This is a genomic window from Pseudomonas sp. MPFS, assembly GCF_022537035.1.
Taxonomy (GTDB): domain Bacteria; phylum Pseudomonadota; class Gammaproteobacteria; order Pseudomonadales; family Pseudomonadaceae; genus Aquipseudomonas; species Aquipseudomonas sessilinigenes.
On sequence record NZ_CP066123.1, the window covers coordinates 507,822 to 520,259 of the forward strand.

Below are 12,438 nucleotides of genomic sequence, written 5' to 3' on the forward strand. Positions count from 1 at the left end.
GCGTTTCAGCGCACGCGTACGTAGGTGCCAGGGGCATCTTCCATGGGGGGGTACTTCTGGTTGCCCAATGTGGCCAGGGATTCGCGCTGCGTTCCCGAACGTGCCTGGACCCAGGCCAGCCATTGGCCCCACCAACTGCCGTCGACATGCTCGGCATCGTAGTACCAGGCTCGCGGGTCGCTGCTCAGCTTGGGGTTCTCCACGTAATTGGCCTTGGGGTTGCCGGGTGGATTGAGGATGCTCTGGACGTGTCCGCTGTTGGACAGCACGAAGCGTCGCTCGCCACCCAGCAGCAGGGTCGAGCGATAGACCGCATCCCAGGGGGTAATGTGATCGTTGATCCCGGCCACGCTGAAGCTGTCCACGGTGACTTTCTGCAGGTCGATCGGGGTCCCGCATACCTCCAGCCCCCCGACATGGCTCAACGGGTTGTGCTTGAAGAAGTCCAGCAGGTCGCCGTGCAGGGCGGCCGGCAGCCGGGTGCTGTCGTTGTTCCAGTAGAGGATGTCGAACACCGGCGGCTCCTTGCCCAGCAGGTAGTTGTTGATCCAGTAGTTCCAGATCAGGTCGTTGGGCCGCATCCAGGCGAATACCTTGGCCATGTCACGGCCGTCCAGGACGCCCTGTTGGTAGGAGCGGCGCTTGGCGGCCTCCAGGGTCTTCTCGTCGGCGAACAGGGTCGCCGGGCTGTCCAGCTGGCTGTCCAGCAGGCTCACCAGATAGGTCGCACTGGACACCCGGCGCAACTGCCGCTTGGCCTGCAGGTGGCCCTGCAAGGCGGCAATGGTCAGGCCCCCGGCGCAGGCGCCCACCAGGTTGACCTCGCGGCTGCCGCTGATGGAGCGCGCGGCATTCAGGGCTTCCTCGGCCGCTTCGACATAGCTCGACAGGCCCCACTCGCGGTGCCGTACATCCGGGTTGCGCCAGCTGACCATGAACACCTGCAGGCCGTTCTTCAGCGCGTACTGGACGAAGCTGTTGGTCGGGCTGAGGTCGAAGATGTAGTACTTGTTGACCTGCGGCGGCACGATCAACAGCGGCTTGGCGTACTGCTTCTCGCTCATGGGGCGGTACTGGATCAGTTCCAGCAGCTCATTGCGAAACACCACCGAGCCTGGGGTAACGGCCAGGTTCCTGCCGACTTCGAAGGCGTGCCTGGTCACCTGGTTGGGCAGCCCGTTGTTGTGCAGCAGGTCATCCACCAGGTTGCCGATACCGCGCACCACGCTGTTGCCGCCGGTGTTGAAGATCTCCTTGATGGCCAGCGGGTTGAGCAGCGTATTGGAGGGAGACACGGCATCGTTGAACAGGGAGAAGGCGAAGTGCGCACGAGCCCGGTCGTCCTCGTCCATGCCGCTGTCGTCGATCCAGTGCCGGACCTGTGTCTGCCAGCTCAGGTAGGCCTGCAATCCGCGCTTGTAGAAGGGGTTGAGGCTCCAGGCCGGGTCGGTGAAGCGGTTGTCCTTGGGGTTGGGTTTGTGCAGGGTCTCGCCCAGGAGTACCCGACCCAACTGATTGCCCAGGGCCAGGGTGTGGCGGACGCTGTGCAATGGGTTGCGCAGGCTATGGGCCGCGACGCTGCGCAAGGTGGAAAGCAGGTCACGGCCGCGCAAGCCGGTAATCGCGCTTTGTGCCGTGATATAGGTTGCAGGGGCGGGCAGCGCACCCTGCGCAGGCTTGTCTTGCATGAGTCAACACTCCTTCGTCAAACCACCAACAAGCAGACCAATTCAAGACAGATAACATAGTCGGTCCTGGCCCTTCCTGCGCGCGACGGTCCTGTCGACAGAGCTCTTTTATTTGGCCGGGTGTACTGGCAACGGGTGCGGATGCATCACTGCCCGCTGCCGCTCCTCCTGGAGGAACTTCATGATGATCGGGGCGACGGCCTCGGCCCGGGTGATGAGGAACAGATGGCCGTCGTCGATGATGTGCAACTGGGCGTTGGGGATGCGCCAGGCGAGCATGCGCATGTTGATCAGGGGAATCAGCGGGTCGTCGTCGCCGGCCAGCACCAGGGTCGGCTGGTGGATCTTGTGCAGCCAGTGGATGCTGGTCCAGCCCACTCCGGCGAATAGTTGCCAGTAGTAGCCCAGCTTGCCGGCCGAACGCACTTTCGCCGCATGTTCGGCCGCCAGGTTCGGGTCACGGCGGAAGGCCCCGCCGTAGATCAACGGTGCAATACGCATGACGTGGGAGGGCTGCACGTAGCGCCGTGGGCTGGCCATCATCCACAGCACCTTGGGTTTGCCGGGAACCATGAAGGCGCCGGCGGCGGTGGCTGCCAGTACCAGCTTCTTGCAACGCTCGGGGTAGTCGTAGGCGAACTGCTGGGCCAGGGCCCCGCCCCAGGACACGCCGACGGCATTGACCTGGCCATAGTCGAGGTAGTCGAGCATGCGCGCGGTGAGCTTGGCCAGGCCCGGAAAACGGTAGGGCCGGCTCGGTGTCGATGAGCCGCCGACACCGGGCACGTCGAAAGCGATGACTTCCAGGTCCGGGTCCAGGGCCTGGACGAAGGGGAACACCAGCTCCAGGTTGGCGCCGATGCCGTTGAAGATCAGCAATGGCGTCAAGTGAGGCTTGCCGGGACGTACCGCGGTGCGGATGGTCTGGCCATCCAGGTCGACGGTACGGAAGATGAAAGAGTGTGGCATGCCATAGCCCTGTGAATTGAACCGTTGGAGACGCCCTTGCTGGCGCGCTCCGGATTTCCCGAGGCCAGGCCTCATATCAAGAATAGGGCTTGGCGGCACTTTTGGTACCGCCGTGCTCGAGGCCCGATCAGCGTTCGTGGACGTAGGTGCCCGGCGATGCCTCGCCTGCCGGGTACTTCTTGCTGCCCAGGGTCTCGGGTGCCGGCTTCAGTTCTCCAGAGCGCTGTGCCTGCCAGGCTTGCCAGTGCAGCCACCAGGAGTCGGTGTGCTTGACCGAGTTCTCTTGCCATTGGTCGGGGCAGTCCGGGATCTCGGAGCTGGTCATGTAGCGCGCCTTGGGGTTGCCCGGTGGGTTGAGGATGCTCTGGATGTGCCCGCTGCTGGAGAGAACGAACTCCACATGGCCGCCGAACAGTTGCGCCGATTTGTAGCAGGACTTCCACGGCGTGATGTGGTCGTTGGTACCGGCCAGCGAGAAGATGTCGGCGCTCACCTGCTTCAGGTCGATCGGCGTGCCGCACACTTCCAGGGCATTGGCCCGGGTCAGTGGGTTGTTCTTGAACATCTCGATCAGGTCGCCATGGAACGCGGCAGGCAGGCGCGTGGTGTCATTGTTCCAGAACAGGATGTCGAACACCGGCGGCTCGTTGCCCAGCAGGTAGTTATTGACCCAGTAGTTCCAGATCAGGTCGTTGGGCCGCATCCAGGCGAAAACCTTGGCCATGTCACGGCCTTCGAGCACGCCAGCCTGGTAGGAGTGGCGCTTGGCGGCCTCCAGGGTCTGCTCGTCGACGAACAGTGCGACCTGGGTGTCCACAGTGGTGTCGAGCACGCTCACCAGCAGGGTCAGGGCGTTGACCTTCTTCTGGCCCAGTGCCGCATAGTGCCCTAGCAGCGCGGTACAGGTGATGCCGCCGGAGCAGGCGCCGAGCATGTTCACATCCTCGCTGCCGGTGATGGCGGTCACTACGTCGACCGCTTCCTTCAAGGCCTCGATGTAGGTGGACAGGCCCCACTCGCGCTGGGCCTTGGTCGGGTTGCGCCAGCTGACGATGAAGGTCTGCACGTTGTTGCGCAGGCAGAAGCGCGCCAGGCTCTTGTCCGGGCTGAGGTCGAAAACATAGAACTTGTTGATCTGCGGCGGCACCACCAGCAACGGGCGCTCATGCACCTGCTCGGTGATGGGCCGGTACTGGATCAGCTCCAGCACATCGTTGCGAAACACCACCGAACCTTCGCTGGTGCCCAGGTTCTTGCCCACTTCGAAGGCGTCCATGTTGACCTGGCTGGGCATGCCGCCGTTGTGCACCAGGTCCTTGGCCAGGTGGGACAAACCGTCCAGCAGGCTCTTGCCGCCGGTTTCGAAGAAGCGCTTGACCGCGGCGGGGTTGGCCGCGCTGTTGGTCGGGGCCATGGCTTCGGTCATCAGGTTGATCACGAAGTGCCCGCGGCTGATGTCCTGTTCGGAGAGGTTGCTATTGCCGATCCAGTCGTGAAGCTCCTTGCGCCACGCCAGGTAGGTTTGCAGGTAACGCCTGTACAGAGGGTTCTGGCTCCATGCCGGGTCGATGAACCGGCGGTCGTCGCTTTCGGGTTGCAGGCTCGACTTGCCGAACATCACGTTCTTCAGTTCGACGCCGAAATGGGCAACGTGCTTGACACTGTGGATGGGTTGTTTGATGGCCTGGGCAAGCACCATTCGAGCAGAGGTAAGCAGATCCTTTCTACGCAAGCCGATGACCGGATTGAGCCCCAGGGTGTTCTCCGAGGCTTGGCGTTTCAGGTCATCGTTATTCTTGTTACTCATCTACGACGCTCCATTGTCCTGAGACGAGTACCGGGCTTGCTGTGCAGTTACACAGCACGATGCCGGTACTACTGCTCGGGTGACCGTTATTTGCGCACCGCTGCTTCTATGTTCCGAAAGCTCTGCAGGGAACCTGCCAGATCCATTGGTTACCCGAGTTTATTTTTTTTCGCAAGCAGGCCATTCATTGACCATGCAGCCCTGCATTCAAACAGATGGAATTAGAAAATGCCCTCTAAACAGCCAGAGGCTTGAGCTAGAGCATCAGCTTGACGATAGACTCGTTCGGATCACGGGACTTTCCAGCGGCCTTGAGTTGCTCCAGGTAGTCGCTCCACAAGTCGTCCTGGCGCAGTGCCAATTGGTACAGGTAATCCCAGGTGAACAGTCCGCTGTCATGACCGTCGTCGAAGGTCAATTTCAGTGCGTACTGGCCGGCCGTTTCGATCTTGCTCAGGCCGACGCCGAGCTTGCCGAATTGCAGGATGGGGTTGCCGTGGCCCTGGACCTCGGCGGAGGGGGAATGCACCCGCAGGAATTCCGCAGGCAGGTGGTAGACCTCGTCCGGCCCGTAGGTCAGGGTCAGGGTCTTGGAGGCTTTGTGCAGGTTGATGCCGGTGGGCAGGCGGGCCATGGGCGTTCTCTCTTGAGCTTCAAGCTGCAAGCTTCAAGCTACGAGCAGGGAGATTCAAGCCATCGCGGATAAAACAGTAGCGAAGCGTTGCTGCAAGCGACGCGAATCAGCTTGTCGCTTGCAGCTCGCAGCTTGGCGCTTAGAGGATGTAGCGGGACAGGTCTTCGTTCTGTGCCAGCTCACCCAGGTGGCTGTTGACGTAGGCCGCGTCGATGCGGATCGGCTCCTCGCTGTGGGCGCTGGCCAGGTCGCCGGCGCTGAACGAGACCTCTTCGAGCAGGCGCTCGAGCAAGGTATGCAGGCGACGAGCCCCGATGTTCTCGGTCTTCTCGTTGACCTGGTAGGCGATCTCCGCCAGGCGCTTGATGCCTTCGTCGGCGAACTCGATGTCCAGGCCTTCGGTCTTGAGCAGCGCAGAGTACTGTTCGGTCAGGGACGCGTGCGGTTCCTTGAGGATGCGTTCGAAGTCCTCTGGAGTCAGGGCCTTGAGTTCGACACGGATCGGCAGGCGACCTTGCAGTTCAGGCACCAGGTCGCTCGGCTTGCTCAGGTGGAACGCGCCGGAGGCGATGAACAGGATGTGGTCGGTCTTGACCATGCCCAGCTTGGTGTTGACGGTGCAGCCTTCGATCAGCGGCAGCAGGTCGCGCTGCACGCCTTCACGGGAGACATCGGCGCCACCGACATTGCCGCGCTTGGCCACCTTGTCGATCTCGTCGATGAACACGATGCCGTGCTGCTCGACGGCTTCCAGGGCCTTGGCCTTGAGTTCTTCCTCGTTGACCAGGCGGCTGGCTTCTTCATCGCGCACCATTTTCAGTGCTTCCTTGACCTTCAGCTTGCGGGTCTTGCGCTTGCCCTTGCCCATGTTGGCGAACAGGCTCTGCAGCTGGTTGGTCATCTCTTCCATGCCAGGTGGCGCGGCGATCTCGACGCCCATGTTCTCGGCGACTTCGATCTCGATTTCCTTGTCGTCCAGCTGCCCTTCGCGCAGGCGCTTGCGGAACAGCTGGCGGGTGTTGGAGTCGCTGCTGGTCTGCGCGGCTTCCTCGGCAAAGCTGCTGACCCGGGCCTGGGGCAGCAGGGCGTCGAGGATGCGGTCCTCGGCGGCGTCTTCGGCGCGGTGGCGCACACGGACGATTTCCTGCTCGCGAAGCATCTTCAGCGCGGCGTCGGCCAGGTCGCGGATGATCGACTCGACGTCGCGGCCCACGTAGCCCACTTCAGTGAACTTGGTGGCCTCGACCTTGATGAACGGTGCATTGGCCAGCTTGGCCAGGCGGCGGGCGATTTCGGTCTTGCCCACGCCGGTAGGGCCGATCATCAGGATGTTCTTGGGGGTGACTTCAGCCCGCAGCTCGACAGGCAGTTGCATGCGCCGCCAGCGGTTGCGCAGGGCAATGGCCACGGCGCGCTTGGCGTCGTCCTGGCCGATGATGTGGCGATTGAGTTCGTGGACGATTTCGCGGGGTGTCATGGACATAGTAATTGGCGGTTCTCAAGCAGGAATGAATGCCGTGGCACGCCTGCCGCCTGGCGGCAGGCCCGAGCCGGAACAGGCTTATTCCGCGAGATCCTGCTCCTCGATGGTTTGAGTGTGGTTGGTGAATACACAGATGTCGCCGGCAATACCCAGGGCGGTCTCGACGATCTCGCGAGCCGACAGGTCGGTCTTTTTCAGCAGGGCGCTGGCAGCCGCCTGGGCGTAGGCGCCACCGGAACCCATGGCGATCAGGCCGTCTTCAGGTTCGACCACGTCGCCGTTGCCGGTGATGATCAGGGATGCATCCTTGTTGGCCACGGCCAGCATGGCTTCCAGGCGGCTCAGGGAGCGATCGGTGCGCCATTCCTTGGCCAGCTCGACAGCGGCGCGGATCAGGTGGCCCTGGTGTTTTTCCAGCTGGCCTTCAAAGCGTTCGAACAAGGTGAAGGCATCGGCGGTGGCCCCGGCGAAGCCTGCGATGACCTGGCCGTGGTACAGGCGGCGAACTTTCTTCGCATTGCCTTTCATCACGGTGTTGCCAAGGGAAACCTGGCCGTCGCCGCCCATGACGACTTTGCCGTGGCGGCGGACTGAAACGATGGTGGTCAAGGGGAAGTCTCCACGCAGCGGGGCGAAAGTGCCCAGATGGAAACTCATATGGGGGTGGTGCGAGGTTTTTCAACTGCAATGTGTGGAGAGAGACGAGTGGTGGGGCGTCCCGGGAGGAAGGGATAGCGGCTGTTTGGGGGGAACCCTGGGGCCGCGAGGCGGCCCGGAGGGAGCGAACTCCTTCGCCATAGGGTGTCAGCGGCTTTGACGCTGTTGTAACAGCAGGTTGCTGAAGCCGGCGCCTGCCAGTTGCTTCTGGGCAACGGTCAGTTGCTCGCGGTTGCTGAACGGGCCGACCAGTACTCGGTACCAGGTCTCCTCCTTGACGGTGCCGGACTCGACCGAGACCGACTGCCCCAGCAGGATGATTTGCGCGCGCACCTTGTCGGCATCGGCTTCCTTGCGGAACGAGCCGGCCTGGAGGAAGAACTTGGTGACCGGAGCCGCCTTGGCCACGGGGGGCGCTGGTGGCGGGGTGATGCCGGCGAGGGCGGCCTGGGCCCGGGCAGTATCGATCTTCGCCGCTTCCGCCGGGGTTACCGGGGTAGTTGGCACTGGCGGCACCTGTGGTGTCGGCAGGGTTTTTTCCGGTACGGCTTCAGGCGGCACAATGACTTCCGACTCCGGCAGCAGCGTATAGAAGTCGTACTTGGGCTTCACCGGCTGCTGTGGGCTGGGCGGAGTCTTGTTGGCCTCGGCAATCTTGGTGGCTTTCTGCTGCTCGATTTTCTCGCGCTTGACGCTGTCGCCACCCTTGCCGGGCTCGAGCTTCATCAGGAACACGATGAAGGCGCCGATGGTCAGGCCGATGGCCAACCACAACCAGCCCGGAATCGGCTTCTTGGCCGGAGGCTGGTAACGGCTGGCGCCACGCTTGGGTGCAGGTTTTTTCTTGGCAGCCAACTTACATTTGCTCCAGGACTTCGAGGCCCAGCAGTTCCAGACCTTGCTTGAGGGTACGCCGGGTCAGCTCGGTCAGGCGCAGGCGGCTATTCATCTGCTCGGGAGTCTCGGCTGCCAGGATCGGGCAGTTTTCGTAGAAGCTGGAGAACAGCCCGGCCACATCGTACAGGTAGCTGCACAGCACGTGGGGGGTGCCTTTTTCGGCGACGTTGTTGAGGGTCTCGCCAAACTGCGCCAGGCGTGCCGCCAGCTCCAGTTCCTGGGCGGCGTGCAGTTCGATCTTGCCCTGTACCTGGCTGAAGTCCTTGCCCAGCTTGCGGAACACGCCGGCAGCACGGGTATAGGCGTACAGCAGGTAGGGCGCGGTGTTGCCTTCGAAGTTGAGCATCAGGTCGAAGTTGAAGCTGTAGTCGCTGGTGCGGTGCTTGGACAGGTCGGCGTACTTCACCGAGTCGATGCCCACCACCTTGGCGATGCGGCGCAGGTCGGCTTCTGCCAGTTGCGGGTTCTTCTCCTTCACCAGGGCGTAGGCCCGCTCCTCGGCTTCGGTCAGCAGGTCGATCAGCTTCACGGTGCCGCCATCACGGGTCTTGAACGGGCGGCCGTCGGCGCCGTTCATGGTGCCGAAGCCCATGTGCTCCATGTCCATCGGATGGGTGACGAAGCCGGCCTTGTGGGCCACCGCGAACACTTGCTGGAAGTGCAGGGCCTGGCGCTGGTCGACGAAGTACAGGGCGCGGTCGGCCTTGAGCTTGCCGCTGCGGTAGCGCACGGCGGCCAGGTCGGTGGTGGCGTACAGGTAGCCGCCGCCGGCCTTGACGATGATCACTGGCAGAGGCTCGCCCTCGGCGTTCTTGAACTCGTCGAGGAACACGCACTGGGCGCCATTGCTTTCCACCAGCATGCCCTGGGCCTTGAGGTCGTTGACCACGTTGATCAGGTCATCGTTGTAGGCGCTCTCGCCCATCACGTCGGCCATGGTCAGCTTGACGTTGAGCAGCTCGTAGATCTTCTGGCAGTGGGACAGGGAGATGTCCTTGAACTTGCTCCACAGGGCCAGGCAGTCCGGGTCGCCGGCCTGCAGCTTGACCACCAGGCTGCGAGCGCGATCGGCGAAGGCTTCGGACTCGTCGAAGCGCTGCTTGGCGGCGCGGTAGAAGTTCTCCAGGTCCGACAGCTCGTCGCTGGTGATGGGGTTTTCTTCGAGGTACGCCATCAGCATGCCGAACTGGGTGCCCCAGTCGCCCACGTGGTTCTGGCGGATCACGGTATCGCCGAGGAACTCCAGGACCCGTGCCACGCCGTCGCCGATGATGGTAGAGCGCAGGTGGCCGACGTGCATTTCCTTGGCCAGGTTGGGCGCCGACATGTCGATCACGGTGCGTTGTGCCGGGCCGGCCTTGCGCACGTTCAGGTGGGCGTCGTCGAGGGCGGCGTCCAGGCGGGCAGCCAGGGCCTGGGTGTTCTGGAAGAAGTTGATGAAGCCTGGGCCGGCGATTTCCGCCTTGCTCAGGTTCTCGTCGGCCGGCAGGGCGGCGATGATCTTTTGCGCCAGATCGCGAGGCTTCATGCCGGCGGGCTTGGCCAGCATCATGGCGATGTTGCTGGCGAAGTCGCCGTGGGTCTTGTCGCGGGTGTTCTCGACCTGGATCGCCGGCGCCAGACCTTCTGGCAACACACCTTCGGCGACGAGTTGGGCGATGGCTTGCTGGATGAGCTGGCGAATGGTGTCTTTCATGGTCTTCTCTTTCGACCGCTGGCGCGGCGGCGCTTCGATGCGCAGGTGGAAAAACTGGGCATTATCCGTTGCCAGGGGCGGGTTGCCAACCTCTGGGGGGTGAGTGGCAGGCACCAGGCTTCAAGCAGCAAGGATCGGCAGGTTCTGCTTGCTGCTTAAACCAGGGGCTGCAGTTGGCCTGTCAGTACAGGTCGACGGGGTCCACATCCAGCGACCAGCGAACTTGTCGCCCGCTAGGCATCTGCTCCAGGGCCAGCAGCCAGCTGCTCAACAGGCGGTGGAGCGGGGCCCGGGCGCTGGCTTGCAGCAGCAGTTGAGCACGATAACGTCCGGCCCGGCGCTCCATGGGGGCGGGCACAGGCCCCAGCAGCTCGATGCCGCCCAGCTCCTGTTCGGCCAGCAGGCGCTCGGCTTCGCTGCAGGCTTCGTCCAGGAAAGCCTCGGCCTGGCCTGGCTTGTGGGCCTCGGCGCGCAGCAGTGCGAGGTGGGCGAAAGGTGGCAGGCCGGCGCTGCGCCGTTCGCTCAGGGCCTGCTCGGCGAAGGCGAAGTAGCCTTGCTCGGTCAGTTGTACCAGCAGCGGATGGTCGGCCAGGTGGGTCTGGATGATCACCTTGCCGGGCTCTTCGGCGCGCCCTGCGCGTCCCGCTACCTGGACGATCAGTTGTGCCATGCGTTCGCTGGCGCGAAAGTCCCCGGAAAACAGGCCGCCATCGGCATCCAGGATCGATACCAGGGTGACCCGGGGGAAGTGATGACCCTTGGCCAGCATCTGCGTGCCGACGAGGATGCACGGATGGCCTTTCTGGATGGTGGCGAACAGCTGGTTCATCGCGTCCTTGCGCGAGGTGCTGTCGCGATCCACCCGCAGTACCGGGTAGTCGGGAAACAGGATGGCCAGGCGCTCCTCTGCCCGTTCGGTGCCGGCTCCCACTGGCCGCAGGTCGACCTTGCCGCACTGTGGGCAATGCCGTGGCACACGTTCCACATGGCCGCAGTGATGGCAACGCAGTTCGCCCGAACGCTGGTGCACGGTCATGCGGGCGTCGCAGCGTTCGCATTCGGACATCCAGCCGCAGTCATGGCACAGCAGCGTCGGGGCGAAGCCGCGGCGATTGAGGAACACCAGGACCTGTTGCCCGGCGGCCAGGGTCTGGCCGATGGCTTGTTGCATGGGCCCGGAAATACCGCTGTCCAGTGGACGGCTCTTGACGTCCAGGCGCAGGAAACGCGGTGGTTTTGCACCGCCGGCCCGTTCATTCATGCGCAGCAGGCCATAGCGGCCGGTGTAGGCGTTATGCAGGCTTTCCAGGGATGGGGTGGCCGAGCCCAGGACGATCGGGATGTCTTCCTGGCGGGCGCGGACCAGGGCCAGGTCGCGAGCGTGGTAGCGCAAGCCTTCCTGCTGTTTATAGGAGCCGTCGTGCTCCTCGTCGATGATGATCAGCCCGGGATTCTTCATCGGGGTGAACAGCGCCGAGCGGGTGCCGATGATGATATCGGCCTCGCCGTCCCGGGCCGCCAGCCAGGCGTCCAGGCGCTCACGATCATTGACCGCCGAGTGCAGCAGGGCGATACGCGCATTGAAGCGTTGTTCGAAGCGGGCCAGGGTCTGGGGGCCGAGGTTGATTTCCGGGATCAGTACCAGGGCTTGCTTGCCGGCTTCCAGGGTTTCGCGGATCAGTTGCAGGTAGACCTCGGTCTTGCCGCTGCCGGTGACTCCTGCCAGGAGGAAGGCATGGTAGCTGTCGAACCCGGCGCGGATCGCTTCATACGCGGCGCGTTGTTCGCTGTTGAGCGGCAGTTCCGGCTGGGCCAGCCAGTGTTCGTGACGTGCTCCAGGGGCGTGCCTGCGTACCTCTATCTGCACCAGGTCCTTGGCCAGCAACAGGTCCAGGCTGTCCTTGCTCAGCATCAGCTTGCTCAAGAGCGCATGGGGGACGCCGTGGGGGTGTTGGGCCAGGGTGGCCAGGGCTTCTCGCTGGCGGGGGGCACGGGCTATTCGCGGATCGTCGAGGCGAGCGCCGGGCGCGACCGACCAGAAGCGTTCCTGGCGGGCCTCGGCCGGCTCACCCTGGCGCAGCAGCACCGGCAAGGCCCAGCTCAGGGTGTCGCCCAGGCTGTGCTGATAGTACTGGGCGGTCCACAGGCACAGCTTGAACAGGGCTGCTGGCAACGGTGGGGTGGGGTCCAGCAGGGCGAGGGCCGGCTTGAGCTTTTCCGCCGGGACTTCGCTGTGATCCGCTACCTGGACCAGGATGCCGATCATTTCCCTGCGCCCAAATGGCACTCGCAGGCGCATGCCTGGTTGCAACTGGCTGCGCAGTACCCCGGCTGGGGCGCGGTAGTCGAACAAGCGGCGCAAGGGCGAAGGCAGGGCTAGGCGCAGGATGGCGTCGGGCACGCGGGGAGGTCTCACAGGGCGGGCAGTCGGTAGGTTTTGGAGCCTAACAGACGAGCGCAGGGGTGTCCTGCACAAGCGTGGGCACCTGTTCACGGGTGCAGGCTGTCGATTCCGGGTAGGGGGCGGCGCGGGCTGTCAAGGTGGTGGAGGGTTTTTCTGATGGAGGGCAGTCAGGATCTCTTGCGCGATTGATGGGGTCTGGTAGA

At 63.5% G+C, this 12,438-nt stretch carries 9 protein-coding genes; all 9 read right to left on the bottom strand.

Features of this window, described 5'->3' with window-relative positions; genetic code table 11:
- Window positions 1-5: 5 nt before the first annotated feature.
- Window positions 6-1,688 carry a class II poly(R)-hydroxyalkanoic acid synthase gene (gene phaC / locus I9018_RS02220; RefSeq protein ID WP_241108634.1) on the bottom strand — a complete coding sequence of 561 codons (1,683 nt, stop codon included), beginning with the start codon at window positions 1,686-1,688 and terminating at the stop codon, window positions 6-8.
- A 108-nt stretch (window positions 1,689-1,796) separates the two neighbouring features.
- Complete coding sequence (gene phaZ, locus I9018_RS02225) at window positions 1,797-2,657, bottom strand: poly(3-hydroxyalkanoate) depolymerase (protein ID WP_068576316.1); 861 nt, start codon at window positions 2,655-2,657, stop codon at window positions 1,797-1,799.
- Between the two features lie 127 nt (window positions 2,658-2,784).
- The gene (gene phaC, locus I9018_RS02230; protein ID WP_068605710.1) at window positions 2,785-4,464 is read right to left on the bottom strand and encodes a class II poly(R)-hydroxyalkanoic acid synthase; all 1,680 of its coding nucleotides are present in this window, start codon (window positions 4,462-4,464) and stop codon (window positions 2,785-2,787) included.
- A 256-nt stretch (window positions 4,465-4,720) separates the two neighbouring features.
- Complete coding sequence (locus I9018_RS02235; RefSeq protein WP_068576308.1) at window positions 4,721-5,098, bottom strand: DUF971 domain-containing protein; 378 nt, start codon at window positions 5,096-5,098, stop codon at window positions 4,721-4,723.
- A gap of 139 nt (window positions 5,099-5,237) precedes the next feature.
- The gene (gene hslU, locus I9018_RS02240) at window positions 5,238-6,581 is read right to left on the bottom strand and encodes an ATP-dependent protease ATPase subunit HslU (RefSeq protein ID WP_068576306.1); all 1,344 of its coding nucleotides are present in this window, start codon (window positions 6,579-6,581) and stop codon (window positions 5,238-5,240) included.
- Window positions 6,582-6,659: 78 nt separating this feature from the next.
- Window positions 6,660-7,190, bottom strand: a complete 531-nt coding sequence (gene hslV, locus I9018_RS02245) for an ATP-dependent protease subunit HslV (RefSeq protein WP_007968352.1) — start codon at window positions 7,188-7,190, stop codon at window positions 6,660-6,662.
- A gap of 195 nt (window positions 7,191-7,385) precedes the next feature.
- On the bottom strand, window positions 7,386-8,093 hold the full coding sequence (locus tag I9018_RS02250; RefSeq protein ID WP_068576304.1) for an SPOR domain-containing protein: 708 nt from the start codon (window positions 8,091-8,093) through the stop codon (window positions 7,386-7,388).
- 1 nt (window position 8,094) lies between these two features.
- The gene (gene argS / locus I9018_RS02255) at window positions 8,095-9,831 is read right to left on the bottom strand and encodes an arginine--tRNA ligase (protein ID WP_241108635.1); all 1,737 of its coding nucleotides are present in this window, start codon (window positions 9,829-9,831) and stop codon (window positions 8,095-8,097) included.
- Window positions 9,832-10,012: 181 nt separating this feature from the next.
- On the bottom strand, window positions 10,013-12,232 hold the full coding sequence (locus I9018_RS02260; protein WP_068576299.1) for a primosomal protein N': 2,220 nt from the start codon (window positions 12,230-12,232) through the stop codon (window positions 10,013-10,015).
- Between the last annotated feature and the right edge of the window lie 206 nt (window positions 12,233-12,438).